General features: G+C 35.9%; 20 protein-coding genes. 11 read left to right on the forward strand and 9 right to left on the reverse strand.

Going from position 1 to position 24,928, the window contains the following annotated elements; translation table 11 throughout:
• Nucleotides 1-7 precede the first annotated feature (7 nt).
• Together infB and E0Z07_RS06320 are read left to right on the forward strand one after the other, a co-directional pair.
• Nucleotides 8-3,004 carry a translation initiation factor IF-2 gene (gene infB, locus E0Z07_RS06315; RefSeq protein ID WP_006257670.1) on the forward strand — a complete coding sequence of 999 codons (2,997 nt, stop codon included), beginning with the start codon at nucleotides 8-10 and terminating at the stop codon, nucleotides 3,002-3,004.
• A gap of 121 nt (nucleotides 3,005-3,125) precedes the next feature.
• A complete protein-coding gene (locus tag E0Z07_RS06320) occupies nucleotides 3,126-3,797 on the forward strand; it encodes a zinc metallopeptidase (RefSeq protein ID WP_006257669.1) in 672 nt (223 codons plus the stop codon).
• 33 nt (nucleotides 3,798-3,830) lie between these two features.
• Here the strand turns inward: E0Z07_RS06320 and E0Z07_RS06325 are convergent, their stop codons facing one another.
• The gene (locus E0Z07_RS06325; RefSeq protein ID WP_006260496.1) at nucleotides 3,831-4,658 is read right to left on the reverse strand and encodes an endonuclease/exonuclease/phosphatase family protein; all 828 of its coding nucleotides are present in this window, start codon (nucleotides 4,656-4,658) and stop codon (nucleotides 3,831-3,833) included.
• A gap of 151 nt (nucleotides 4,659-4,809) precedes the next feature.
• On the opposite strand from E0Z07_RS06325, the gene E0Z07_RS06330 reads away from it, so the two are divergent.
• Together E0Z07_RS06330 and E0Z07_RS06335 are read left to right on the forward strand one after the other, a co-directional pair.
• The gene (locus tag E0Z07_RS06330; RefSeq protein ID WP_006257667.1) at nucleotides 4,810-5,769 is read left to right on the forward strand and encodes a bifunctional riboflavin kinase/FAD synthetase; all 960 of its coding nucleotides are present in this window, start codon (nucleotides 4,810-4,812) and stop codon (nucleotides 5,767-5,769) included.
• Nucleotides 5,738-7,060, forward strand: coding sequence for an HTTM domain-containing protein (locus E0Z07_RS06335; protein ID WP_006257666.1), 1,323 nt, complete (start codon nucleotides 5,738-5,740; stop codon nucleotides 7,058-7,060). Before E0Z07_RS06330 ends, E0Z07_RS06335 begins: the two co-directional genes overlap by 32 nt.
• Nucleotides 7,061-7,108: 48 nt before the next feature.
• On the opposite strand, the gene E0Z07_RS06340 is transcribed toward E0Z07_RS06335, so the two are convergent.
• The 5 genes from E0Z07_RS06340 to E0Z07_RS06360 form a co-directional block, all read right to left on the reverse strand.
• Nucleotides 7,109-7,891 carry a UDP-2,3-diacylglucosamine diphosphatase gene (locus E0Z07_RS06340; protein WP_006257665.1) on the reverse strand — a complete coding sequence of 261 codons (783 nt, stop codon included), beginning with the start codon at nucleotides 7,889-7,891 and terminating at the stop codon, nucleotides 7,109-7,111.
• 3 nt (nucleotides 7,892-7,894) lie between these two features.
• Nucleotides 7,895-8,347: a 6-pyruvoyl trahydropterin synthase family protein gene (locus tag E0Z07_RS06345; protein WP_006257664.1), complete on the reverse strand. Its 453-nt coding sequence runs from the start codon at nucleotides 8,345-8,347 to the stop codon at nucleotides 7,895-7,897.
• Nucleotides 8,348-8,440: 93 nt separating this feature from the next.
• Nucleotides 8,441-9,412 carry a hypothetical protein gene (locus tag E0Z07_RS06350; RefSeq protein ID WP_006257663.1) on the reverse strand — a complete coding sequence of 324 codons (972 nt, stop codon included), beginning with the start codon at nucleotides 9,410-9,412 and terminating at the stop codon, nucleotides 8,441-8,443.
• A gap of 6 nt (nucleotides 9,413-9,418) precedes the next feature.
• The gene (locus tag E0Z07_RS06355) at nucleotides 9,419-10,228 is read right to left on the reverse strand and encodes a hypothetical protein (protein WP_071307112.1); all 810 of its coding nucleotides are present in this window, start codon (nucleotides 10,226-10,228) and stop codon (nucleotides 9,419-9,421) included.
• Between the two features lie 203 nt (nucleotides 10,229-10,431).
• Complete coding sequence (locus tag E0Z07_RS06360; RefSeq protein WP_131540482.1) at nucleotides 10,432-11,202, reverse strand: enoyl-CoA hydratase/isomerase family protein; 771 nt, start codon at nucleotides 11,200-11,202, stop codon at nucleotides 10,432-10,434.
• Nucleotides 11,203-11,934: 732 nt separating this feature from the next.
• Between E0Z07_RS06360 and E0Z07_RS06365 the strand changes: the two genes are divergently transcribed.
• The 4 genes from E0Z07_RS06365 (at nucleotide 11,935) to E0Z07_RS06380 (ending at nucleotide 19,401) form a co-directional block, all read left to right on the forward strand.
• Complete coding sequence (locus E0Z07_RS06365) at nucleotides 11,935-15,675, forward strand: lectin-like domain-containing protein (RefSeq protein WP_131540483.1); 3,741 nt, start codon at nucleotides 11,935-11,937, stop codon at nucleotides 15,673-15,675.
• A 35-nt stretch (nucleotides 15,676-15,710) separates the two neighbouring features.
• The gene (locus tag E0Z07_RS06370; RefSeq protein ID WP_131540484.1) at nucleotides 15,711-17,408 is read left to right on the forward strand and encodes a hypothetical protein; all 1,698 of its coding nucleotides are present in this window, start codon (nucleotides 15,711-15,713) and stop codon (nucleotides 17,406-17,408) included.
• Nucleotides 17,409-17,515: 107 nt separating this feature from the next.
• The gene (locus E0Z07_RS06375) at nucleotides 17,516-18,133 is read left to right on the forward strand and encodes a hypothetical protein (protein ID WP_131540485.1); all 618 of its coding nucleotides are present in this window, start codon (nucleotides 17,516-17,518) and stop codon (nucleotides 18,131-18,133) included.
• A 17-nt stretch (nucleotides 18,134-18,150) separates the two neighbouring features.
• The gene (locus E0Z07_RS06380) at nucleotides 18,151-19,401 is read left to right on the forward strand and encodes a gliding motility-associated C-terminal domain-containing protein (RefSeq protein WP_131540486.1); all 1,251 of its coding nucleotides are present in this window, start codon (nucleotides 18,151-18,153) and stop codon (nucleotides 19,399-19,401) included.
• A 273-nt stretch (nucleotides 19,402-19,674) separates the two neighbouring features.
• Here the strand turns inward: E0Z07_RS06380 and E0Z07_RS06385 are convergent, their stop codons facing one another.
• The gene (locus tag E0Z07_RS06385) at nucleotides 19,675-20,037 is read right to left on the reverse strand and encodes a hypothetical protein (RefSeq protein WP_006257656.1); all 363 of its coding nucleotides are present in this window, start codon (nucleotides 20,035-20,037) and stop codon (nucleotides 19,675-19,677) included.
• An 81-nt stretch (nucleotides 20,038-20,118) separates the two neighbouring features.
• Here E0Z07_RS06385 and E0Z07_RS06390 point away from each other — a divergent pair, with 81 nt between their 5' ends.
• Nucleotides 20,119-20,598: a GNAT family N-acetyltransferase gene (locus E0Z07_RS06390; RefSeq protein WP_006257655.1), complete on the forward strand. Its 480-nt coding sequence runs from the start codon at nucleotides 20,119-20,121 to the stop codon at nucleotides 20,596-20,598.
• Nucleotides 20,599-20,601: 3 nt separating this feature from the next.
• Here E0Z07_RS06390 and E0Z07_RS06395 read toward each other — a convergent pair whose 3' ends face one another.
• Together E0Z07_RS06395 and E0Z07_RS06400 are read right to left on the reverse strand one after the other, a co-directional pair.
• Nucleotides 20,602-21,828: an MDR family MFS transporter gene (locus tag E0Z07_RS06395; RefSeq protein ID WP_006262609.1), complete on the reverse strand. Its 1,227-nt coding sequence runs from the start codon at nucleotides 21,826-21,828 to the stop codon at nucleotides 20,602-20,604.
• A 22-nt stretch (nucleotides 21,829-21,850) separates the two neighbouring features.
• Nucleotides 21,851-22,483, reverse strand: coding sequence for a thymidine kinase (locus E0Z07_RS06400; RefSeq protein ID WP_006257652.1), 633 nt, complete (start codon nucleotides 22,481-22,483; stop codon nucleotides 21,851-21,853).
• 102 nt (nucleotides 22,484-22,585) lie between these two features.
• Here E0Z07_RS06400 and E0Z07_RS06405 point away from each other — a divergent pair, with 102 nt between their 5' ends.
• Together E0Z07_RS06405 and rsmI are read left to right on the forward strand one after the other, a co-directional pair.
• A complete protein-coding gene (locus tag E0Z07_RS06405) occupies nucleotides 22,586-23,986 on the forward strand; it encodes a hypothetical protein (RefSeq protein WP_131540487.1) in 1,401 nt (466 codons plus the stop codon).
• Between the two features lie 2 nt (nucleotides 23,987-23,988).
• A complete protein-coding gene (gene rsmI / locus E0Z07_RS06410) occupies nucleotides 23,989-24,663 on the forward strand; it encodes a 16S rRNA (cytidine(1402)-2'-O)-methyltransferase (protein WP_006257650.1) in 675 nt (224 codons plus the stop codon).
• The last annotated feature ends 265 nt before the right edge of the window (nucleotides 24,664-24,928 follow it).

Genomic DNA, 24,928 nt, shown 5'->3' on the forward strand with positions numbered 1-24,928 from the left:
GGATAATATGTCTGAAGAAAGAGCAATAAGAATTAATAAAGTTTTAAGGGAATTGAATATTTCTCTCGATAGAGCCGTTGACTTTTTAAAAGGAAAAGGTTTCGATATCGACGCAACACCTAATGCTAAAATTTCTGATCAAGAATATAGTGTTTTGTGTAAACAATTTTCTGCTGATAAAGGTAAGAAAGAGGCATCTATTGAAGTAAGTGAAGAGAAAAAGAAAGAGAAAGAGGCCTTGAAAATTGAGCGTGATAAAGAATTAGAGGAGAAGAAAAAACAAGAGGAAGCACGTATTAAGCGTGAACAAGAAATTATCCGAGCTAAAGCTGAAGAAATTGCAGCTATCAAAACTGTGGGTAAAATCGATCTTGAGCCTAAAAAAACTAAAGCTTCTTCAGACGATTCTAATAAAGAAAATAAATCTTTTGAAAAAGATGCCAAAGCTCCTGCTAAAGAGAGTAAGCAAAAACAAGCTAATGAGGTTATAGAGGATAAGAAAGAGACTGTCGCTAAACCTGTAGTTGATAAGGAAGCATCTAAAGTAACGAACTCAAATAAACAAGTGGAAGCTAAAAAAGAGGTGGAAAAACCAAAACAGAAAGAATCTGTAGCAGGAAGTAAGGATGCTTCATCTAACAAAGTGGATTCTAAAAAAGCAGAGTCTAACAAAGCGGAAGAGGCTGCTAAGACAGAAGAAAACGCAGGAGAGGAGATGATTAAAACTAATTATCAAAAACTTTCTGGTACTACTTTTACTGGACAGACTATCGATTTATCTCAATTCGATAAGCCTAAAAAGAAAAAAGAAGAGCCTAAAAAAGGTGGTAACAACGCTGGTAACAATGCGAAACCAGGTGCTGGTAATGCCGCTAATAAGAATAAGAGAAAACGTATAGCTAAACCAGGTACTGCTGAAGGTGGTAATACTACTAATAACAATAGCAATAATGCTAATGGTGGTAATAACAACAACAATAACAGAAACCAAGGTGGCGGGCAAAGAAATAACAACAATAATAACAATGCTGGTGGAAACAAATTTGGTAATAGAAACCAAAGACGTAACCAACAAGCTCCTGTAGTTAAGGCTGAGCCAACAGAAGAAGAAGTTAAAAACCAAATCAAGGAGACGCTAGAACGTCTTCAAGGTAAAGGTAATAAGTCTAAATCTGCTAAATACCGTCGTGATAAACGTGATGTACACCGTAAGAAAACGGATGACGAACAAAAAGCATTAGAAGCTGGAAGTAAAATATTAAAAGTTACTGAGTTCGTTACTGTAGGTGAGATCGCTACTATGATGGATGTGCCTATTACTAAAGTTATCGGTACATGTATGTCATTAGGTATCATGGTAACAATGAATCAACGTCTAGATGCTGAGACATTGACTATCGTGGCTGATGAGTTCGGATACGAAGTAGACTTTACTACTGCAGCTATTGAAGAGGCTATCGAAGAGGCTCCAGATAGACCAGAAGATTTAAAATCTCGTGCTCCTATCGTTACTGTAATGGGACACGTTGACCACGGTAAGACATCGTTACTTGACTACGTTCGTAAAGCTAACGTTATCGCTGGTGAGTCAGGAGGTATTACGCAGCACATCGGTGCGTATGGGGTAACTTTAGAAAATGGTCAAAAGATTACTTTCTTAGATACACCAGGTCACGAGGCGTTTACTGCGATGCGTGCACGTGGTGCGCAAGTAACGGATATCGTTATTATCGTAATCGCTGCGGATGATGACATCATGCCACAAACGAAAGAGGCTATTAGCCACGCTCAGGCGGCAGGTGTACCTATTATCTTCGCGATCAATAAGGTAGATAAGCCAACGGCTAACCCTGATAAGATTAAAGAAAAGTTAGCATCAATGAACTTGCTAGTAGAAGAATGGGGTGGTACTTACCAATCTCAAGATATCTCTGCTAAACAAGGTATTGGTATGACTGAATTACTTGAAAAAGTATTATTAGAAGCTGAAATGTTAGAACTGAAAGCTAACCCAGATAAGTTAGCAGTAGGTACTGTAGTAGAGGCATTCTTAGATAAAGGTAGAGGATATGTATCTACTGTATTAGTACAAGCTGGTACTCTTCGTGTAGGAGATTATTTATTAGCAGGATGTAACCATGGTAAAGTACGTGCTATGCACGATGAACGTGGTAAGTCTATTAAAGTAGCTGGTCCTTCAACTCCAATCTCTGTATTAGGTCTTGATGGTGCGCCAACTGCGGGTGATAAATTCAACGTATTCGAAGAAGAAAAAGAAGCAAAACAAATTGCATCTAAACGTACTCAGCTGATCCGTGAACAATCTGTACGTGCTCAACGTCACATTACGTTAGCAGAGATTGGACGTCGTATCGCATTAGGAGATTTCAAAGAATTGAACATTATCTTAAAAGGGGACGTGGATGGTTCTGTTGAGGCATTATCTGATTCATTCTCTAAATTATCTACAGAAGAAATTCAAATCAACATTATCCATAAAGGAGTTGGTGCGATTACAGAATCTGACGTATTGTTAGCATCTGCTTCTGACGCGATCATTATCGGATTTAACGTTCGTCCTATGGCATCTGCTAAAGTATTAGCTGATAAAGAAGAGATTGATATCCGTAACTACTCTATCATCTATGCTGCTATCGATGACCTTAAAGATGCAATGGAAGGTATGTTATCTCCAGAGCTTAAAGAAGAGGTTACTGGTACTGCTGAGATCCGTGAGTTGTTCAAAATTTCTAAAGTGGGAACTATCGCTGGATGTATGGTTACAGATGGTAAGATATTCCGTAGCTCTAGAATCCGCTTAATCCGTGAAGGTGTAGTAATCTACACTGGAGAGTTAACTGCTCTTAAACGTTTCAAAGATGACGTTAAAGAAGTTTCTAAAGGATATGATTGTGGTATTCAGATTAAAAACTACAACGACATTAAGGAGTATGACGTAATCGAAGCTTTTCAAGAAGTAGAGGTTAAAAAGAAACTTAAATAGTATAAAATATAGTTAATAAGAGAGGGTTACAGTGATGTAACCCTTTTTTTATGTCAAAATGTCTTATTTTTAGTTTGGCTTATAATTTGTAGATTTAATTAAAAAAGAAAAACGTCTAAGTATGATTTGGATTTTTATGATTGCGATAATGGGTGCTAGTTGGTTAGTAGGTTATCGCTTAAAAAGTAAATTTGAGAAATATTCTAAAGTACAACTTCAGAATGGGATGAGTGGTGCGGAGATAGCACAGAAGATGTTGTTTGATCATGGGATCAGAGACGTAAGAGTTATTTCTACTCCAGGTAGGCTAACCGATCACTATAACCCAATGGATAAAACAGTCAACTTAAGTGAGGCTGTGTATAATGAGCGCAATGCTGCTGCGGCTGCTGTTGCTGCCCATGAGGTAGGACACGCTGTACAGCATGCTGAGGCATATCACTGGCTGACTATGCGCTCTAAGTTAGTTCCTATTGTTAGCTTTTCGTCTAATATAGTGACGTGGGTATTATTAGGAGGTGTGTTAATGATTAATACATTTCCGCAGTTGTTATTAATCGGGATTATTTTGTTTGCGATGACGACGATATTCTCTTTTGTAACGTTACCTGTAGAGTACGATGCGAGTAATCGTGCGTTAAAGTGGTTACAAGCGAAGAATATAGTGACTCAAGGAGAATATGCAGGAGCTAAAGATTCGTTGAAATGGGCAGCTCGTACGTATGTAGTGGCTGCGATAAGTTCACTAGGTACGCTACTGTACTATGTAATGATCTATATGAATAGAAGATAATAAAAAAGACCTCTGCTAAAGAGGTCTTTTGGGTTATAATATATTCAACGTGATGAGTAATGGGATGTGATCAGATACTTTTCTTGCTATGCTAATTTCTTCAAAGTCTTCAAAGAAGTAGATAGGCTTAGCACTGATAAGTTCATTCTTATCAGGGTGATAAAAGATATTATCATACTCTGATGCTAGACAGTCACCTTTAAGGCATTTCTGTCTAAGGCTCGTCTTCTGTGTAGAGAAGCTAGGTAGATACCCTTGTTTCTTTAAGGGATTAAATACGCTGTGGCTTTCACTTAAGTTAAAATCACCTAAGAAGATAAGGTTGTGTTCAGGATAGTGTTCGGGAAAGAATTTGAGGTACTTGATTTCTTTCTCAGGCTGATGTTTAGTTGGTAGTGCGTGTAAACTACTTATCGTTATTTCTTTTCCTTTATAAATAAATGTAGCCATATAAGGCTCTCTTTCTATTTCCTCTTGATAAGTAGGTTCAAGAAAAGGTTTGCCTTTCAGCTTGACTTTACTAGTTCTCCATAGGTAAGCATAGCGTTCTGAGCGATATGGTGAACTAACAGTAGGATCGCTTATCGCATAGTCCCATTTGGCTCCTGATGATCTGTTTAGTTCTTCGTGTATCTTAGCAATAGCCTGTGCGCCTGTAGGGTTAGTAACAACCTCTTGTATAGCTATGATGTCTGTTTGTTTAATCGTTTTGGCGATGTATTCTATATTCTCTTGTGATTTACTCTTTCCTACATTAAGTAAATTCCAAGTCATTATTTTCACTTGGGCATTAACCGAAAAAGAAACAATAAGAGTGATAATAAATAAAGTTAAGGCTTTTAAAAATCTAGTGTTAGGCATATTGAATTTTGTTAAAAGGCGTTAGATTATAGTCATTTTATAAAGAGGCATTTATAAAAATGACGTATTTTTACGCAGTTTTGTTCTCTACCCAGTCATTGGGAATAAAGGGGCACAAAAATAGTAATGTAACTGATATAAACTTTAAAAATTGAAAACATTTTCTTCTATAGCTGATTTTAATTGCGATAAAAAAGTAGTTGCTACATTAGGTACTTTTGATGGAGTACACGTAGGACATCAGATGATTATCAAAAAGCTTGTTGATTCTGCTAAAGCTAATGGTGGCGAGAGTTTGGTGTTGACCTTCTTTCCTCATCCTCGCATGGTTTTAAAGCAGGATAACAGTATTCGATTACTGAATACTATAGAAGAGAAGAAAGAGCTTTTAAAAGGATTAGAATTAGATAATCTAGTCATTCAAAAGTTTGACTTAGAGTTCGCTCAGTTATCAGCAGAAGAGTTCGTAAAGCTGGTATTAGTAGATAAATTTAATATCTCTAAAATAATTATAGGCTATGATCATCGCTTCGGAAAAAATAGAACTGCTGATATTCATGATTTAAAGGCATTCGGTGAGAAATATGGCTTTGAAGTAGAGGAGATCTCTGCTCAAGAAATAGATCATGTCTCTATTAGTTCTACTAAGATACGCGTTGCTCTAGAAGAAGACGGTAATATGATGTTGGCGAATGAGTTCTTAGGGTATGAGTACTATTTCTCTGGTACAGTAGTACACGGTAAGAAATTAGGCCGTAAGTTAGGTTTTCCTACAGCGAATATTGTTGTGGACGAAGATTATAAATTGATTCCTGAGAACGGTGTGTATGTGGTAGAATCTGAGTTAAATGGAGCGAAAGTGATGGGAATGATGAGTGTGGGTATTAACCCTACCTTTGCAGACCATCCTTATACGATAGAAGTAAATTATTTAGATTGGGATGGTGATTTATACGACCAAAAGTTAAAAGTTCGTATCTTAGACAGAATAAGAGATGAATTAAAATTTAGTGGACTTGATGAGTTAATCGCGAAGTTAAAAGATGACGAACGCGTGACTCGAGAGTTCTTCAGTCGTTATGAAGGAAAAACTGTACCGTCAGATAGATAATTCTCCGTTAATTATCTTTCGAATATTCTTTGGTTTCTTATTCGCTTGTGAGTCATTCGGTGCGATTGCTACAGGTTGGGTAAGAGATAACCTAGTCGATGTAAAGATTACATTCTCCCATATCTATATGGACTTTCTGCAGGTGCTAGTAGGACCTCAGATGTATGCCTACTTTTTTGTGATGGGCTGTGTGTCAGTGGCTGTTATGCTTGGGTATCGATATAAGTGGACTATGCCACTACTAACGATATTATGGGCAGGTGCTTATTTTATACAGAAGACATCTTATAATAATCACTACTATATGCTATTAGTGATTTGTGTGTATATGTGCTTCGTACCCGCTAATCGATATGCTTCTCTTGATGTAAAAAGCAATAGAGTAACAGAAGAATACTCCATGCCTTATTACATCTCTTGGCTATTTATCTTTCAGGTATTCATGCTTTATATCTATGGTACTGTGGCTAAGTTCTATCCAGATTGGTTAGATGGTACGTTTACAAAGTTGATGTATCAAGGAGCTAATATTCCTGATGTGTTTAAGCAAGTATTTACACAGGATTGGTTCTATGTCTCTATTGCTTATTTAGGGATTATATTTGATGGACTAGTAGTGTTCTTATTGTTGTATAAACGCACGCGTACTTTAGCTGTGATAGCCTCATTGGTATTTCACTTGTTTAATTCTATCACCTTACATATCGGTATATTCCCTTATTTTGCATTGAGTTTTGCTGTGTTCTTCTATGAACCAGAGCAAGTAAGAAGTTGGTTCTTTAAGAAGAAAACTCCTTTAGATGAGGATACTTTAAAAGAGGAACAAGTTGTAGCTAGACACTTCTCACCTCAAGTGAAGTATTTCTTATTGGCATTTATGTTTGTACAATTAGTGCTTCCTCTAAGACATTATTTTATCAAGGGAGATGTGTTATGGACTGATGAAGCTCATCGCCTTAGCTGGCGTATGATGCTTAGGTCAAGGAGTGGTTATACGAATTATATAGTAGAAAATAAAAAGACAGGGGATAGAAAGTATTACGATATAGAAGATGTGCTAACTAATAAACAGATGGCTCGCCTATCTTCTCCAGATATGATCTGGCAGATGGCACAATATATCAAAAAAGAATATGAAGTAAAAGGAGAGGACGTGGCAGTATATGCTGAAAGTTATGTATCAATTAATCAACGTGATTTAAGCCAATTCGTAGATCCTAAAGTAGACTTAGGAGCTGTAGGTTGGAATTACTTTACGCACTGTGAGTGGATATTAGAGAAGCCTTTTTAGAATAAAAGAGATAACAAAAAACGCATACTGATCAGTATGCGTTTTTTGTTATTGTTTAGCTTCAGCAAGCTCTTTCTTATATTCTATTAGATGTAGACTAGTATCGTATTTACCATAGGTGAAGTAGTTAATCCAATCTCCTAGGTTGATGTACTTAGACTTATCATTTAGATCTATAATCATTGGTAAATGACGGTGCCCAAAAACGAAGTAGTCATAGTGAGTGGTTTCTAATTTGCGTTTAGCATATAGGATTAACCATTCGTTGTCTTCTCCTAAGAATTTAATGTCTTCATCACCTGATATCAGTTTATTCTTAACAGATAGGTAAGAACCAAGTCTAACGCCGATGTCTGGATGCAACCATCTGAACAGCCATTTAGAGAAAGGATTGGTAAAGACTTTCTTCATTCTCTTATAGCCCATATCTCCAGGTCCTAGTCCATCTCCATGTCCGATAAAGAACTTCTTACCATTAATGTCAAACACTTTAGGCTCGTGATATACTGGTATTCCTAGTTCTGTCTGGAAATAGTCATCCATCCATAAGTCGTGGTTTCCTACAAAGAAGAAAACAGGAATGCCTCTATCTTTGATTTCAGCCAACTTACCAAGTATTCTTACAAAACCTTTAGGTACTACAGTCTTGTACTCAAACCAGAAGTCAAATAAATCTCCTAGTATGAATAAGGCGCCCATATCATCTTCTTTCTCGCGTAGCCACTGTAAGAATAACTCTTCTCTAGGAAGACTTTTCTCTCGAGTAGGAGCTCCGAAGTGCTGATCAGAAGCGAAGTATATACTCTTATCTGTATTAATTGTAAAACTCAAGTCCTATAAATTATCTGATTGATGCCATTCAGCGTATGATGATTCTGTCTCTTGTAATCTTAATGAGTATAGTTCTATCCCTTCAGGTAATTTGCTTTTTATCTTCTGAGCGAAGTCAATAACCATGTTTTCACTAGTTGGTTGATAATCGACAAGAATAACGTGGTGTCCGCGTTCTTCTAGTTCTTTTGCTAATTCTATATGAGGGGTATTTTTATTGAAAACAGTAGCGTGATCGAATACATCTACGATATCTCCTTTCACTATTTTTTTTAAGTCTCCAAAATCTATAACCATACCATACTTCACATTATTAGTATCCTCTATCGGAGTTCCAATAACTGTAACAGCTAGCTTATAACTATGACCGTGTACGTTACGACATTTACCATCATAACCATATAAGGCATGTCCTGTTTCAAATGTGAATTGCTTTGTAATTCTAATCTTAGGCATAACTAAAAATTTTGGCAAAGGTACACAAAAATATAGTTGACCTCCTATATTTAGCGTAGCCTTTTCTCTTTATCCTTAAAGAGATGACTGAGTTTAGAATAATCTATATCTAACTTGGACGGATACTTTAGGCCACCATTTAATACGATTTAACCATTTCTCTCCTTTTTCGTTGTATTCAAAGTCGTTATCAAGATCGAAGTGAACTTTACTTCCATCTTGTTTTAGTTCATAGTCCCCTTGGTACATAATCCCCAGTTCAAATGAAAAACCTAGTTTTTTATTCGTTACCACTCTTCCTATTCCTATCCCTAGATAAGGCTTGATGATACTACCGAGTGTAACATCAGCTTTCATATTCCCTTCATTTAACTTGATTTGGTTTCCTTGAAAGTCTAAATCAGGCCATTCGGCATATTGTTTTTTTAATTCTGCTCTATTACCATAGACGTCAATTAAATACCCGTCTAAGGCTGTTTTGTTTTGCCCAAAGTAGAAACCCCCACTAAGAAAGAATAAACCATCTGGGACAGGGTAAAAGTCAACTAAGGTGTGAGCATGTATCATGTGATTTTTACCTTTAATTCTTAAGTTAGGTTTACCTTTTTCTAGATATTGCCCTATGTTATTAGGGTCATCAATACCAACTTCATAATGCTTAGAATTATAGAAGAATAAGTCTATACCTCCTCTAAGTTTTAAATAGCTGTTAATAGGAGTCAATGCCTCTAGTGTTAGCCCCATCGTAGATACTCCTGCACTTAATGTCCATTCATAGAAGCGTTGGTCAGAGTAGTGCTTCGCTATATTATCTCTCACGAATTCGTCTTCACCTACATGTAGTAAGTAAGCTGTAGAATTATTGGGAGGTAAGGTAGGAGGTCCTGACTTCTTTTTCTTCTTTTTGTCTTGCTTAGGTTGTTGTTCATCTATTGTTTTCTCTTGACTTACTTCTTCTACAAGATTAACTGCTGTATTCTCAGTGGGTTCTTCTTGTGCATAAGAGTTTGTAGAGTAGATGAATAAGCAAGATAAGATGACTGTTGTGATATGCTTTAATTTCATGATATTTTAGAATATTCGGTAATTAATTTGAAAGTTTACCATTGGCCATAGTTTTAGCCATTTGGTTACTTTATCTGCATCTTCTATTGAAGCATTAAGGTCGCTTGTAGAAGCAACTGTTCTACCGTTTTGTTTTAAAGTATAGTCTCCTTGGTATAATACTCCTAGTTCAAACTTAACTCCTAAACGTTTTTTAGAAACAGCTCTTCCTAATCCAATACCTATATATGGTTTGATTACTTGACCTAATGTTAGCTCTGCGTTTATCTTACCATCTATTACTGCTAGTTCTTTGCCATCGAACTCTATTATAGGCCAGTCATGACCAGGTTTTAGTTCAGCTGGGGTACCATTACCATCTGTTAATAGTCCATCCGCTTCAAGTTTAGTACTTCCTAAATAGAAACCCGCAGTAAGATGAAATATTCCTTTTCTAAAAGGGTAATAATCTACTAGTGCGTGTCCATGAATAGCTTTTATACTACCATGCATTTCATAAGTAGGTGTATAACCAAAGGCTTCGTGTAGTATTCCTTCTTGATCATCAAAGTTTACATCGTACTTTTTAGAATTGAACTCAAAATAATCTAATCCTGCTCTAAGTTTTAAACTTGAATTAATAGGAGTCGCTGCTTCTATGGTAAATCCTAATGTAGAAACTCCGGCAGCAATATTTAAATGACTTAGAAAACCTCCTTCATAATGTGAGGTACTGTACCTCCCTTTATCTCTGTAATCATCTAGCTTTAGCGGTTCTGAAGCAACAGCTTTGCAAGCGATTAAAAGTATTGGAAGTAAGTACTTTAGTGATTTCATAGTTTTATATTTTTTAGCAAATATAGTACAATGAGTTAATTAAAATTAACATTATTGATAAAGAGATGATTATTGTAAGTAAAAAGCTTTTATATTGACGTGTTTTTATTTAATTTTGATGTATTGCGTTTTATTTTTAAGAATAATGGTGTTTATATATAAAAAATCCTTCTAGAGATATTGTTCTAGAAGGATGAGATATGTTATTTAGCCTTAAATTGGTTAAGCGCATTTATTGTAAATTCTGACAATACTAGTCTGCCTGATATTTCAGCACGTTGATGTAATAATTCTGTCCAATGGTCTGTTCCTTCCCAGAATATTTTCTTCATTTCATATAGAGCTTCTGGGTTATATGAACTTATCTTAGTAGCGAAAGTCTCTACTTCTAAGTCAAGTCTGTCTACAGTATCATACACCTCACTATACAATCCGTGATTTTGTGCCCAAGTAGCCGTTTTCCATTCATGTGCTGCAAGAGACATTGCTGTGAAGGCTGTTTTACCTATTTTGCGTGAGACCGCAGGCTCGATTACAAAAGGCCCTATCCCGATGGCTAGTTCTGATAGTTTAATAGAAGCATTCGTTGTTGCAAAACAGTAATCACATGCAGCAGCTAGTCCTACTCCTCCTCCTACAGTTTTGCCATGGACACGACCGATAAATATCTTCGGACTTTTGCGCATTGCATTGATTACATTAGCAAAGCCAGAGAAGAAAGTCTGTCCTGTAGTAGTGTCTTTAATAGAAAGTAGTTCATCAAAGGAAGCCCCTGCACAGAAGGCTCCTGTTCCTTCACTTTTTAGAATGATTGTATTAATATGAGTATTGCTACTAAGTTTGGTAATAATACTAGTTAGCTTTTCTAATTGTGAACTTGGAAATGAGTTACTAGCTGGACTATAAAATGATATAGTTGCTACTTTATCTTGAATAGATTCTGTTATAAAAGGTGTATTATGGTCTTGGTTCATGGTTAATAATTTTATTTTAAAAATAGTAAATAAAGATTAGAATGCCTTATTTTTCTGAGTTTCCTTTCTTTGATATAAATTTAACAGTCACATAATGTGAATATTAGGTGTTTTAATTTAGCAGTAAAAAGAGCTTATGGATAATGATACCTTGTTCACTTTCTTATAATTTAATTATTAAATCATATTTTATCAAAAAATAATAATTTTTCACTTGCTTTTAAGGAATTGTATTCTGCTTTGTGTTGTAATAAAGGTTAGGATGATGAACTGTTTTGAGTAAATTTGCACAAAAATAGAGTGTTTTTTGTAATATGTAATAAGCATTATTACAGGTAGTTATGAGTTGTTGAGGAAAGTAATGTATCACAATAGGTGATTTTTTTTCATAAAAAACAATTATGGCTTAATATTTGTTTTTAACTATAGTGACGGTTAGTAATATTTGTTTTTTATATTATTAATTTAAGATTTAAATAATTGATTTGAGTATGTATTCTCAAATAAAAAGAGTAGAAAAGGAAAAAGAATAATAGTATCATAAAAACAACAACTATTTCTCAGTTGTAAATCACAATCAAGTTTAATGGGATTTTAAACACTTTGTATAAGGTGTGGACTTCTATTTTCTAAATATCTGATGTCATGTAGAGTATCAGCAAGGAAATCTTTGTCTAAAAAAAATAGTGTTTTGTTTATTATGTTATTGTAAATGTGATTGTTATTGGTAATATGTTAGAGAAGTATAGATATGTTTTAGCGTTTGTACTATGTGTTTTATTAGGGCAGTTATCTCCTTTATATGCACAGTTTACAATACAAGAAAGTTTTACTCATCAAACAGTGAATAGCAAAGTAGTATTAGGGGATCATGCTATACTAACAGCTTCACGAGGACAAGATCGTTCTGGAGAAGGATGGCTAAGACTTACTTCTGATGGAATGAATCAGAAGGGGTATGCTATTATAGAAGAGAGCTTTCCTTCAGATAGAGGAGTATTAATTGACTTTGAATATAAATCTTGGCGTACAAGAAATGGAACTATAAGAGGAGGAGCAGATGGTATTTCTGTATTTCTATACGATGGGAGTATTCCTAAGGGAAGGTTTAAATTAGGTAGTTATGGTGGTTCATTGGGTTATGGGTCTGGCAATAATACATATGGTGTAACGGGGGGATATATCGCTGTAGGACTTGATGAGTATGGTAATTTTACTCATGAAGCTGTTGGAAGGCCAAATACGAATGGCTCGTTTGCCCAAAGTGTTGTATTAAGAGGTAAGGTTACAAATGACCTCAGAACAACTGCTAGGTATCTGACACATATAAAGAAACCGGGAGGTAAAAATATTGATTATTCTGAATTTATATACTCTAGACCTGATGACTATAACTTTTATAGAAGAGTACAGATCGAGATGAAACCTATCTTAGAAGAAGATAGAAGCAAGAAGAGATCTGATGGAACTTACGCTCTTAAAAGGAAGTTCCATATTAAAGTACGTGTACAGCCAGAATATAGTGGAGGATTTGTAGAAGTATTAGATTATAAATATGATGAGTTACCTTTTGAAACATTGAAGATTGGCTTTGCAGCTTCTACAGGGGCAGCTGTCAATATTCACGAGATAAGAGATTTAAATGTTACAACTCCTGAAGGATTAATGATTAACAAATCTGTCAATTTATTAGAAGCAAAAAAAGGAGATAAATTAAGCTACACATTAGAGATGTCTAACCACTCATCTGATTTGTACAAAGACTTCAAATTGAATGATTATTTATCCTCTATAAAAGAATTCTTTCGAGTAGACGAGATTTTTTTTGATAATAGAGGTAATTATAAAAACACCTTGACACCTCCTTCTAATATTCCTAGTATATATAGTGCGAAGAGTATTGAGAATTGGAAAGTGAACCTAGACGCTCACTCTTCATCTAGAGTCATTATTAATGGAACAGTGATAGGCTACCCTGGTTTAGGAGTGTTATCTAATGAAGCTCATCTAGATGTAAGTAATCTAAAATTACCGTATGTAGATCCTACGAAGATTCGTTCTATAGCACATACGAATATTGTAGGCAAACCACATCCTAAGCCTTCTATCTCATCAGATGTAAGCGTAATCTGTGAAGGAGATGAAGCGATACTAACTGCTAAAAAGCCATTGACTACTATTGGTACTGTAGAGTCTTACCGCTGGTTTAAAGACGGTAATTTATTTAAGGTACGCGAAGTAGGAGATGACTTAGAAGATAGAATAATCGAGGAGTTATTGCCTATAGAGAGCATTAGAGTTACAGAGTCTGGAGAGTACAGTGTAGTATATGTTATCAAGGGTGTGAGCTCAGAAGAATCTGCTAAAGTGAAGATTAATGTAAATCCCATACCTAAGTTAAAACTGAAGAATAATTCTGATGCTCTAAGCTATACTTTGAATGTAGGAGATTCTTTTGTATTGCCAATTTTAATAACTGATAATGCTAGAGATATAATCACTTGGTATGACACAAATGGAGAAGAGATTATAGATAGAACGAGCCCTAAGGTATTTAACCAAGCAGGAGTATATAACTATACGGTAGTTGCTGAGAGTGCTAATGGATGTTCGGATATCAAGAATATTCAAGTCAATGTATTTAATAACGAAGACTGTCCACCGACTTATGAGAGATACTGGGCAACAGATTATACAGCGTGGTATTCTGCTCTAACGGGAGGAGTATCTAATAAGAGTAATTCTATTGATGGACGACCAGATACTTATTCTACAATCACGGTAGGACTAGGACTATTAGGATTAGGTACTACATGGCAGAATATTTACTTCAAGGAAGACCAAGCCGCAGGAACTCCAGTGACAGTGAAGTTAGGTAAAGAATACAGTGGTTTAGTTGCCCTAGGCGGTATTACAGTAGTAGGACTTGATGCAAATGGGAAGAAGATAGGAACGTTACAAGGAGTAGATGGAGGACTAGTAGATCTGTTAGCAGCAGATAATGTGTTAGAATATACATTCGTACCATCGAATAAGAAAGGACCGCAGAAATATAGAGGAGTACAAGTTGTCTTAGGGTCTACAGTAGGTGTTGCTCAGAACGCTAAGGTGTATGGGGCTTATGTGACGAAGCAAGTAGAGAGTCCTAGTTGTGCAGCTGTATTACCTAATATTAATCCCAATGTATTAGACGTACTCCACGGAGTAGAAGATATAGGATTAGGAGTAGCGAGTGCCACAGCTTCTGTTAGCCATCCTTGGAATGCTGTTGATGATGATCCTAACAGTTATGCAGTAATAGCAAGAGGAGTAGCAGTAGCGAATATGGCGAGTCTAACAGTCGTGTTTAAACAGACTGCTCTACCAGGAGATGAGTTGCATATTACAGCAGAGAATAAGAACCCTGGAGTACTGAGTTTAGAACTAGTCAAGGGCTTTAAGATTCAACGCTATTTAGGAGATAAGAAAGTGGGCGAACCACTTACAGAGTCTAATGGAGCGCTTCGCTTGAGATTACTAGGTATAGGAGGTAGAGATAGATACAGAATTATAGTAGCTCCTTCTACAGAACCTTTTGATAGAGTGAAGATATCGTATGGCTCAGTTGTAGGAGTATTAGGAGATTTTACTCATATCTATAATGTAGATCTAGTTCCTAGGGTAGAAGTAGGTATGGAGATAGAGACAGATCAGTACGGTTATGAATTAGAACAGATTCTCCAGTTATGTGAAGGAGAACCGTTGAGAATACAACCACAGAATAGTCACTGTACGAGTTATGAAGTGTACACTTCTGAGAAAGGGACGACTAGACTGCCAGCAGTAGGAGATATGTTCACGATAGACCTGTCTAAGCATTATAAAGTAGGTGATGAGTTTATAGTATATGTGCAGGCTGTTCGAAATGGCTGTACCATTGGCTCTAGAACTCCGATTAAGATTAAGATAAACAGTCTGCCTTCTATAGAACGTGTAGTCGCTAAGGATCACAAAGGGAAACAGACTACAGTAGTAGATCAAGTAAACATTAAAGGGGGACAGCCATTACAGCTTAGCCCTGTAGTGACAGGAGAGATACAGCGATATGACTGGGAGTATCTATTAGATACAGAGAATGAGTGGAAGGCGTTTCCTTTTGCTACAGTAGATAATCCAGAAGTAGAGATTAGAGTAACAATATTAGAAAGAGATAAGGATAACAAGGTAATATTCGATCAGAACGATAAGCCTATCGTTAAACAACAAGGAGGAGTATTTATTACTAAACCAGGAACAGGGGCGCTGACGATAACCTTTCCTAAAGATGCCAAAGTCAATGGAGAGAACTGGCATAATAAGAAAGGTAAAGTGAGATTAACCATAACTAATTTGACAGGGTGTAGTACATCTGTGATCTATGATCTGGCCTTTCTTAGAGGATTTAGAGAAGGAATATTCTCTAACTCGATGTTACCAAGTAAAAAGACAAAATAACAAAACAATACAGATATTAAATAGAATTTATAATCATGAAGAAAATTATCATTTTAGCCGCTTTCTTAGGAACGTTTTATACAGCATCAGCACAGGTAGGTATTGGTACACCAGATCCTGAAACATCAGCTGAACTTGAAATTCTTTCTAGCCACAGAGGGGTATTGATTCCACGTGTAAGTTTATCAGACTTAAAGGTTTTTGCACCGATAGATGGAACCCAAGTAGAGAGTTTATTGATTTATAACCTTAATGAAGATACTTCTAAAGATATATTAAAAGGATTCTATTACTGGACAACAGAAGATGGAGGACAGTGGAATAGAATAGTGAGTAAAGCGGAACTAACTACAGTTATCAATGGATTAGATAATAATGTGACAAAATTAGAAGGAGACGTTAAGAACATCCAGAATGTAATTAACTATATCGTACCGACTAATCCTGACAATAAAGATGCTGCTAAAGAAGGGCATTCTACTATTGTATTTGACCCAGTGAAGAATGAGTTTAAATATGTGGTTTATAACACAGTTGATAATAAGTATGAGACAGCCAATGTAGACTTTGAAGATCTAGTATTAAAAGAAGAGACTAAAACATTTTTCCGTGAAGTAGCAGTATCTGATACTGATAAGACAAAGAAATTCCTTTTCTTCTCAGAGACAACTATTCAGAATTGGTTAGCTCAGAAAGGAAATGAAGGAAAGACTGAGAACGATGTGCCTAATGACGCATATGGAGTAGTTACAATAGATGTAGTAGGAGAAATCGCTTCTAATGTATCGAACTTCTTTAATAGTAAAACGACTGTCCTAAAAGAAGGAAGCGCTAGTGAGTATTATACAATTGAAGAGTTAATTAAGAGTATCTCTACGAAGGTAGATGGTAACGTAATCTATAAGAATACTGGGGATGGTACAAATACTAATTGGGAGTTCCAATTTTATAACAATGGCAAGTATGAGACTATTAACCTTAAAGATTTAGTAGCAGATACAGAGACGACTACAGTAGTAGTACCAGTAGTGAAAAATGGAAAGACTGTAGGGTATAAATATTTCAATGAAGAAGCAGTAAAGGTATTCTTGGCTAGTAATGCAGGTAAGACTGTTGCTGATATTACCGGAGATACTACAGGAGGTACAGAAGTAAATGTAGTAGGTGATATCGTAAATAACTTTAGTGATATTCTAAACCAAGAGGTAAAAGAGGGTGATGTTACTTATAAGGTAGGGGATCTAATCTCTAAGTTTATTAATAAAGGGGGGAATGTGTACTACGGAAAGATAACAGACGATAAAGAAGAAGTATTCTATACGATAGAAGATAACGGAGCGAAGAAAGAAATCAGCTTTGACTTTATCACGAACTATATTACGAATAATGTGGATAAGATCAAGAATATCTTAGGAGATCATATCGATGTTCATAATAGTAAAGTAATCTTCACTGGGAATACGATTAATAATAAGAAGGTTTACAAGTTCATTGGGACTACTAATATCGCTAAAGCTAACTCCGCTAGAACATCAGGAGTGGCTATTCCTGCAGGGGCTACAGTAGGGTCAGTAGTAAGCATCCAAGTATTACAAGGAGAGATGCTGAAGACCACAGCTACTACAGATATTAAAGTGAGTGGTAGTACCTTAAACTTTAATATCGGATCTGGTAACCAGTATATCATGATTGGAGAAGGGAACTATAATGTAATCGTAGAGTTTACAGAATAGTTATATACAATATAGACAAGCAAACAAACAATAATCAAACAACTCACACCACACTGTGCGAGTCTTGTATTGAGACTCGCACTTTTTTTTCAATTACTTAAAGATAAATGATGAAGCAATTATATTTCGCAATGCTTGCTGTGCTATTCAGCGCTCTAAGTTTTGCACAAACTAAGATTGGTACATCACCAGATATAAATAAGGATGCCATGCTAGAAGTAGAGTCTGCTGATAAGGGGTTATTATTACCTAGAGTAGAGCTTACATCCACTACACTAGCGAAGCCTTTAAGTGCCCACGTAGCGGGTATGACTGTGTATAACACGAAGGCAGAGAATGATGTAGTCGTAGGGTTCTATTATAATGATGGAACGAAATGGCAACAAATGGTAACCAAAGATTATAAGGCAGTGAAGTTCTTCTATATGCCTTCTATTGTATTTGATACTTCAGAAGACAGAATAGGACAAACGATGAACTTATTTGAAGAATATAAGAAGCAATTCTCTTTACAGAACAGTAATCACTTTGTCAGTGAAGGAGCTCCTACTACAGGTATCCCTTATTTTGAGAAGCCGACAGACTTATACTATTATGTGACGAGTTATGATACAGATGTATTTACGATAAAGTCAATATCTAAAGAAGGTGTGATGACTTATGATGTAAAGGCAGCAGCTACAGACTGTACGATAATGAATATCATATTCGTAGTGAAAGACTAATACTAGCTATAGAAGAAATGAAGATATATTTGAGATTACTACTGTGTATAGTGATGCTACCAACTATAATTTATAGTCAGGCAGTGAATAAAGGTATGTTTTATATTAAACCAGGTTCTACGGTCTCTGTATATTATACGCTAGAGAACCAAGGAGAAGGAGATTTTAAAAATAACGGTGAGCTTTACTTACATCGTGACCTTGTTAATAATGGTAAAATATTTGACTATAAAGGAAATATCCCTCAAGGAAAGACCTTTCTTATCGGAACTGCGAAACAAACTATAGAAGGACATACAGGAACTCATTTTAATACTTTGATTCTAAATAATCCTATAAAGGAAAGATCTTTTGATATCAAGACATCTGTGAGTATTGCGGGTACAGTTGAGTTCACTCAGGGTATTATCGCTAAGGTAGATTCTCTTCAGGGAGCTTTTACTTTCTTAAATAAATCTAAGGTTCTTCATGTCAGCGATATTTCTCATATCGAGGGAGAAGTAGAGAAAGAAGGAAATGAGGAGTTCACCTATCCTAAAGGAGATAAAGGATTCTATAGACAAGCAATAATATCTGCTTCTAAGCATCAGAAAGATATCTTCGTGGGAAAATATAGCTTAGACGATAAGCAGTTCTTCAAAGTCCGTAAGGCAGGTTCTGGGATAGTTGATAAGATTAATACGAGAGAATATTGGCTGATAGAACATTCACAGACCACAGCGAGTAATATTGTGCTTACACTTACTTGGGATGAGCGTACCACCCCTAAAGAGATTTATGAGCATGCAACTGATAATTTGCATATTTTGAGATGGGATGCCATAGAGCAGTTATGGGTAGATGAAGGGGGGATAGTAGACTTAGAGAATAAGACTGTGACTACACCTACATCATTAGAGAAGTACGGTTTCTTTACACTAGGGACAGTGAGAACTGATAAAATGCTGAAGGGAGATGTAGTGATCTATAACTTCGTCAGTGCGAATGGTGATGGAGATAATGATTACTTCAGAATAGACAATATCCAACGATATCCAAATAACCGTGTCGAAATATTTAATCGATGGGGTGTTAAGGTATACGAGACTGCAAATTATAATAGTAATGGTAACGTGTTTAGAGGCTATTCTGATGGTCGAGTGACGATAAAGAAGAATGAACTATTGCCGACAGGTACCTATTTTTATATTGTCTCTTATGAGTATAAAGATGATAGAGGATCTAGTATGATTAAGAAAACGGGATACCTCCACTTAGAAATAAACTAATTCAATGAATAGAAATATTGTTGAGATTTTTTATATTACCTTACCGTAGTTAAAGAGAGCTAAGACATTGTGTTTTGGCTCTTTTTTTGTTGTAGAATACAGAAGAATGCGATAATGTAGTAAAACAAATAATATCAGAAAGGATACTGTATGTTAAATATTTGATTATTATACTAAATTGTTAAGAAAAAGTATCTTTTTAATCTATGTGCCTAAGCTTATCTTTGTATAGTGTATAATAGAAATGTGGTCGTTATATAAGAATAAAGAACACTATACTATAGGAGGAGGATCTACTAAGGGTATATATGGTGTTGAATGGATGACATGTTTATAATAGAAGGGACTGTAGTGATAAGTAACTTTTTGTTTTGTATAGACTGCTAATTCTAATTGATTAATAAAGAAAGTTTCGCAGGCTATTGTAGTTACTTTATGTGTATCAGTATCCTTCGTATCAGGATTAGATGAGTGTGATGTGTTTTTATACACAGTGTACACATACATATTAGCAGTAGGACAGTACATTAATTTTTTGTCACAAGTCTGCTCCACAGCGAAGTTTATCTTCTCTGCGCCGAATAAGGCAAAAATGATAATGAGTAGCCAGGCTATATGTCTGTTATAAAGATTCATCTAGTCACAAATATATTTGTTTCTATAGAACTTTATAGAGCAGTTGTTAAATAAGAAAGGTTTTTTAACATATTTTGAATAATGAAAGAGAAAGTTTTATTTTTTGAAGTCTTAACACAAGAGGAGGCAGTAGAAATAGCTTATAATTGGAAGTATGAAGGAATATTGAGCTTTTATAATATGACCTCAGATTTAGAGGACTTACACGATTTTTTAGACGAGAATGTAAGAGGACAGAATACCTTCAGTGTACGTACTCCACGAGAGAAGGATATTATAGCCTACTTCTATTATGACTTAGTAGATCATAATACAGCAGAAGTCATATTAGGTATCAACCCGATCCACCTTCATAAAGGATATGGGAGGGAGATTATACAGTATGCAGAAGAAGCTCTACACAAGCGAAAAGCTGTGGAGAAAATAACTGTTGCTGTAGCGAAGTTTAATACCTTAGGAGTTGACTTCTATCAAAACCTTGGATACGCTAGCGTAGGTAAATTTGAGAATTATACTAATGGTGGGCTGTATACATTCTTAAAAATGGAGAAGAAACTATAATGTTTATTCTTCAGCCATTTTTTTGACAGAATAGTTTAGCCCTAGAGCAGCTATGATTACTAATGCAGCTGTACCTAACCATAAGACATCATATCCTAGTGTAGAAGCTACCTTTGTCCCTAGGATAGGTGAAATAATAAATCCGATAGCGAAGGTCAACCCATTCACGCCCATATAAGCACCTTTATTCTTACTACCAGCACGCATCGCTGTCACCGTAGAGGTAAATGGCATTGCTAGCATCTCAGAGACACATAAGATCGTCATCGATATATAGATAGAGATATAACTGTGGTCAAAAGCTAACATTCCGTATCCTAAGGCACTAATCATAACCCCGTAGAAGATAGTCTGTCTGATCGTAAAGAATTTTTCTGCGACATGCACTAATAACATCTCTGTTAAGAAGATTAGTAGACCACTGTACCCTAAGATAAGCCCTATTTCTACTTCATCTAGCCCCACAGCTTTCTCATAGAATATAGGTAGTGTACTTAATAGTTGTAAGAAGGCAATAGAGTATAACGTACAAAATACACTGTATATTAAGAACATCTTATCCTTATATGGAGATTTATTAGAGACATCTTCTATCTCATTCAGCTCAGTGATATCTTCTTGTTCTAATAATAATTCTTTGTTCGTCTTTCTATTTCTAAAGAAATAAATAAATACGACAGCTGCTAGAAATGCAGCAGTAGCATTCACGTAGAATAATAGCGCATACGATATCGCAGCTAGAATACCTCCCATAGCAGGCCCTATAGAGAACCCTAAGTTCACTGCCATTCTATTTAGAGAGAAGGCACGGGTGATATTCTCAGGTTTAGCATACATGGTGATGGCTACAGAGTTCGCCGGTCTAAACATTTCACTGACTGCACTCTGTAATAACATCATCAGTGCTAGACTGACTACAGACGTGAAGTGTGGTAACATGATAAATACTGGAATACTACCTATTAAGCTCAAGTACTGTACTTTATAGTTACCTATCTTATCAGTTACCCATCCGCCTACTGTAGTTCCTATAATAGAACCTACCCCAAAACAAGCTAATACATACCCTGTCTGTTCTTGACTAAAGTGAAGTTCTTTCGTCATATATACACCTAAGAATGGCAATACCATGGACCCCGATCTATTGATTAACATTACAATTGCTAGCATCCATGATGCTGATGATAGACCTTTGTAAGAGTCGATATAGATTTGAGCTATTTTTTTCATAGGTGTGGTAGTCGTTAAAGTATTATTCTATTTGTTCTGGTGGTATTGTATTTTGTTTTTCTGATTTTGATATATCTACACCTCTCAGTGCATTGAAAAAAGCTGCTCTACTCAGCGGCTCGTATTCTTGTGTTTCTCCTAGCATGACGATATCCTCACTAGCTGCCTTTCTGAAGCTATAATTAGCTAGATTTCCTGATCTAGTACAGATAGCATGTACCTTAGTCACATACTCTGCAGTAGCCATTAGGTAAGGCATTGGTCCAAAGGGATTTCCTTTAAAGTCCATATCTAGCCCCGCTACGATCACTCTGATGCCCGAGTTCGCAAGGTCATTACATACTCTGACAATTTCTTCATCGAAGAATTGGGCTTCATCTATTCCTACCACATCACATCCATCAGCTAATAATCTGATATGTGCTGCAGAGGGTACAGGCGTAGACCTAATCTCATTAGAATCATGAGATACGACGAATTCATCGTGATATCTTGTATCGATAGCAGGTTTAAAAATTTCGACTTTTTGTTTGGCAAATTTGGCTCTTTTCAGTCTGCGAATCAGTTCTTCAGTCTTACCAGAGAACATAGAACCACAGATAACTTCGATCCAACCAAATTGTTCTTTGTTATTAACGGGATTTTCGAGAAACATTTTGTAAATTTCAAGCTGAAACCAGCGGTTTTTTCTGTTATTTTTGTATGGAGCAAATTTATCAAAAAAAGCTCGTCAATTTACTAATGCAAAATAAAAGTTATGAAGAAAGTCTTAGAAGGAGAGTTGTTAAGTCTGGCTCATCGTGTATTACAATTGAAAGACAAGGAAGTAGATAGTTTATATAGAGAAGCTAAAGAATTATATGAGAAGCTTACCATCTTAAAATTCTATCAAGATCATTTTGAAGCAGGATTAATCAAAGAAGTTTCTCCTGAGCAATTGGACGATGCGCTAAAAGCCATGGCGATTAATGATTCGAATTCAAATACTGTAGATGAGGTAGTACGTCACCAGATGCCTATAGATCTAGTGGAAGAAGAATACCCTATCGTTGCAGAAACTGAAAAAGAGGCAATTAATACTATAGATGATAGCCTTCTTGCGGATAAAGTGAATAAAATAGCACCTGAAGTGGTAGAAGAATCTTCTATTATTCAGAAAGCTGTAGTCTATGACGAACCATTTATTACAGAGGTGTATATAGATGATAGTGCCAATGAAGCGGATGATGCTCAACTTCACCATTATCTAGATCAACACGAAGCGATGCTAAAACAATTAGACGAACGTGAAGTAATCGCTAATATCGCAGTAGAAAATCCTGTAGTAGAACAAGAAGTAGTAGCAAATAGCACGACAGAGGCTCCTGCAGTAGAGCAAGAAGTAAAAGTAGAGGTAGAAGAAGACAACGATGATATCGAAGTAACTACTTTCTATGAAGAAGAAGTTGTGGTACATGAGGAGGTGATAGAAGAGCCAATACCTTCTATTGTGGAAGCGAATAAAGAGGAGAGCATTGAGGAGGCATTAGTAAATATAAACGAACAATTCGCTCCTGCTAAAATAGAAGAAACAATAGAGGAAACTACGATTACTTCTACTTACAAAGTAGAAGAAGAAGTAAAAACAGTAACAGAGAATAAACCAAATACGGATGATCCTTTCTTTGGATTCGACTTCAGCGATGTAGAATTTGTAAGAGTAGAGGATGTAGATAAGCAAGAGGTACAGAAGTTCAATACAGATTTTGTACCTAAAGAGCCAGTAGTAGAAAGTACTTTCGTACAGCCAGAACCTATCGCTCCTGTAGAACAACACATCGAACCAACTGTAGAAACTCCTGTACCGCAGAGTACGCTATTTAATGTAGAGCACACTTCTGTACGCGAACCAAAGATCAATAAGCCTAAATCTATTAATGATATATATAGTTCTACTATCGTAGTAGGCTTGAATGACCGTATTGCTTTCGAGAGACATTTATTTAATGGAAGTGCAGAAGACTTTAATAGAGTATTGTCACAATTAAATACAGTGAGTTCTTTTGACGAAGCGAATAGTCTAATAGATCATTTAGTAAAACCAGAATATAATAACTGGGAAGGAAAAGAAGAATACGAAGAACGCTTTATGACGTTAGTAGAAAAACGTTTTATATAATTATGGGGAAACTTTACTTGGTACCTACACCAATTGGAAATTTAGAAGATATGACGTATCGCGCAATAAAAGTATTGCAAGAAGTAGATTATATCTTAGCAGAAGACACACGTAATAGTGGAAAACTATTAAAACATTTTGAAATCTCTACACCGATGTTTAGTCATCACATGCATAATGAGCATAAAACTGTAGAAGGATTAGTAAAGAGAATGCAAGCAGGAGAGACCTTCGCACTGATATCAGATGCAGGTACACCAGCTATCTCTGATCCAGGATTTTTATTGACACGTGCGTGTGTAGAGCAGGGTGTAGGAGTAGAGTGTCTACCAGGGGCTACAGCATTCGTACCTGCATTAGTGAATAGTGGTTTGCCGAATGATAAGTTTGTCTTTGAAGGGTTTTTACCTGACAAGAAAGGAAGACAGACGAGATATCTAATCCTAGCAGAAGAGACCAGAACGATGATCCTTTATGTATCTCCTCATAAGTTAGTAAAGACCTTAGGAGAATTTAAAGAATACTTCGGTGAAGATAGACAAGTATCTGTCTCTAGAGAATTGTCAAAACTACACGAAGAGACTGTAAGAGGTACAGTGATAGAAGTGTTAGCTCATTTCGAAGCGAAACCTCCTAAAGGAGAGATAGTAGTGATCGTAGCTGGAAAAAGTAAATAAGAAATTGCCACCTGCCTTAGCAGATAGGTTATTACAGTATAGAGAATTGCCCGTAGCAGATTGCTATGGGCATTTTTTTTGTTTAAAAACGAGTGATGTGTTTTGTGGTGAACTTAGTCTAATAGTCTAGTTTCTGATAAGAAAGAGCAACCTCTTCAATACCGCTACAAGATTTCTTCAATAGTTCTTCAAGAAAGAGGCTTCTAACTAGAGAAATCTTGGGGAAATGTTGAAGAAGTGTTGAAGAGAATGCTAGTAATGCTTG

It is taken from the genome of Myroides odoratimimus, from assembly GCF_004337635.1.
GTDB lineage: Bacteria > Bacteroidota > Bacteroidia > Flavobacteriales > Flavobacteriaceae > Flavobacterium > Flavobacterium odoratimimum.

Excerpts from the sequence above, each read along its gene's own strand:
- infB (WP_006257670.1), top strand. The coding sequence starts at position 8 with ATGTCTGAAGAAAGAGCAATAAGAATTAATAAAGTTTTAAGGGAATTG.
- E0Z07_RS06320 (WP_006257669.1), top strand. The coding sequence starts at position 3,126 with ATGATTTGGATTTTTATGATTGCGATAATGGGTGCTAGTTGGTTAGTA.
- E0Z07_RS06325 (WP_006260496.1), bottom strand. The coding sequence starts at position 4,658 with ATGCCTAACACTAGATTTTTAAAAGCCTTAACTTTATTTATTATCACT.
- E0Z07_RS06335 (WP_006257666.1), top strand. The coding sequence starts at position 5,738 with ATGAAGGAAAAACTGTACCGTCAGATAGATAATTCTCCGTTAATTATC.
- E0Z07_RS06345 (WP_006257664.1), bottom strand. The coding sequence starts at position 8,347 with ATGCCTAAGATTAGAATTACAAAGCAATTCACATTTGAAACAGGACAT.
- E0Z07_RS06350 (WP_006257663.1), bottom strand. The coding sequence starts at position 9,412 with ATGAAATTAAAGCATATCACAACAGTCATCTTATCTTGCTTATTCATC.
- E0Z07_RS06355 (WP_071307112.1), bottom strand. The coding sequence starts at position 10,228 with ATGAAATCACTAAAGTACTTACTTCCAATACTTTTAATCGCTTGCAAA.
- E0Z07_RS06360 (WP_131540482.1), bottom strand. The coding sequence starts at position 11,202 with ATGAACCAAGACCATAATACACCTTTTATAACAGAATCTATTCAAGAT.
- E0Z07_RS06365 (WP_131540483.1), top strand. The coding sequence starts at position 11,935 with ATGTTAGAGAAGTATAGATATGTTTTAGCGTTTGTACTATGTGTTTTA.
- E0Z07_RS06370 (WP_131540484.1), top strand. The coding sequence starts at position 15,711 with ATGAAGAAAATTATCATTTTAGCCGCTTTCTTAGGAACGTTTTATACA.
- E0Z07_RS06375 (WP_131540485.1), top strand. The coding sequence starts at position 17,516 with ATGATGAAGCAATTATATTTCGCAATGCTTGCTGTGCTATTCAGCGCT.
- E0Z07_RS06380 (WP_131540486.1), top strand. The coding sequence starts at position 18,151 with ATGAAGATATATTTGAGATTACTACTGTGTATAGTGATGCTACCAACT.
- E0Z07_RS06385 (WP_006257656.1), bottom strand. The coding sequence starts at position 20,037 with ATGAATCTTTATAACAGACATATAGCCTGGCTACTCATTATCATTTTT.
- E0Z07_RS06390 (WP_006257655.1), top strand. The coding sequence starts at position 20,119 with ATGAAAGAGAAAGTTTTATTTTTTGAAGTCTTAACACAAGAGGAGGCA.
- E0Z07_RS06395 (WP_006262609.1), bottom strand. The coding sequence starts at position 21,828 with ATGAAAAAAATAGCTCAAATCTATATCGACTCTTACAAAGGTCTATCA.
- E0Z07_RS06400 (WP_006257652.1), bottom strand. The coding sequence starts at position 22,483 with ATGTTTCTCGAAAATCCCGTTAATAACAAAGAACAATTTGGTTGGATC.
- E0Z07_RS06405 (WP_131540487.1), top strand. The coding sequence starts at position 22,586 with ATGAAGAAAGTCTTAGAAGGAGAGTTGTTAAGTCTGGCTCATCGTGTA.
- rsmI (WP_006257650.1), top strand. The coding sequence starts at position 23,989 with ATGGGGAAACTTTACTTGGTACCTACACCAATTGGAAATTTAGAAGAT.